The 1,194-nt window shown below is 68.2% G+C and carries 1 protein-coding gene; it reads left to right on the plus strand.

All coding sequences use genetic code 11. From position 1 onward, the window contains the following. On the plus strand, window positions 1–1,194 hold a 1,194-nt coding region (lpdA, locus tag OE856_RS13685), incomplete at both ends, for a dihydrolipoyl dehydrogenase (protein ID WP_412174893.1).

Raw genomic sequence — 1,194 nt, forward strand, 5'->3', positions numbered from 1 at the left:
CCGCCCCCGCGGCCGCAGCCCCCGCCGCGCCTGCCGCCGTGGCCGCCACCGGCACCGCCTCGGGCCCCGGCGATATCCATGCCGAGGTCGTGGTGCTGGGCTCGGGCCCGGGCGGCTACACCGCCGCTTTCCGCGCTGCCGACCTGGGCAAGAAGGTCGTGCTGATCGAGAAGGGCGCCACCCTGGGCGGCGTCTGCCTCAACGTGGGCTGCATTCCCTCCAAGGCGCTGCTGCACGCGGCCAAGGTGATCACCGAGGCCGAAGAGATGGGTGAGCACGGCGTCAGCTTTGCCGCGCCCAAGGTCGATATCGACAAGCTGCGCGGCTGGAAGGAAAGCGTGATCAACCAGCTGACCGGGGGCCTGTCGGGCCTGGCCAAGGGCCGCAAGGTGCAGGTGGTCAACGGCTATGGCACCTTCGCCGGGCCGAACATGATCGAGGTGCAGGACGACGAGGGCGTCAAGACCGTCAGTTTTGATCAGTGCATCATCGCCGCCGGGTCCGAGCCGGTGACCCTGCCCTTCATCCCGCATGACGACAGCCGCGTCATCGACAGCACCGGCGCGCTAGAGCTGGCCGACGTGCCCAAGCGCCTGCTGGTGCTGGGCGGCGGCATCATCGGCCTGGAGATGGCCATGGTCTATGACGCGCTGGGGTCCAAGGTCACCATCGTCGAGCTGATGGACCAGATCATCCCCGGCGCCGACAAGGACATCGTCAAGCCGCTGCACAAGCGCATCGAGGGCCGCTACGAGGCGATCAAGCTCAAGACCAAGGTCACCGCGGTCGAGGCCGAGAAGAAGGGGCTCAAGGTCACCTTCGAGGATGACAAGGGCGAGGTCACGACCGACACGTTCGACAAGGTGCTGGTCGCCGTCGGCCGCAAGCCCAACGGCAAGCTGATCGACGCCGAGAAGGCCGGCGTCGCGGTCGACGATCGCGGCTTTATCGCGGTCGACAACCAGCAGCGCACCGGGGTGCCGCATATCTTTGCCATCGGCGATGTGGTCGGCCAGCCGATGCTGGCCCACAAGGCCGTGCACGAGGGCAAGGTCGCGGCCGAGGTCGCCGCGGGGCACAAGCGCTTCTTCGATGCGCGCGTCATCCCCTCGGTCGCCTATACCGACCCCGAGGTCGCATGGGTCGGCCTGACCGAGGCCCAGGCCAAGGCCCAGGGCATCAAGGTCGGCAAGG

The sequence above is a fragment of the Actibacterium sp. XHP0104 genome, from assembly GCF_025751515.1.
In the GTDB taxonomy this organism is placed as follows: Bacteria; Pseudomonadota; Alphaproteobacteria; order Rhodobacterales; family Rhodobacteraceae; genus Actibacterium_D.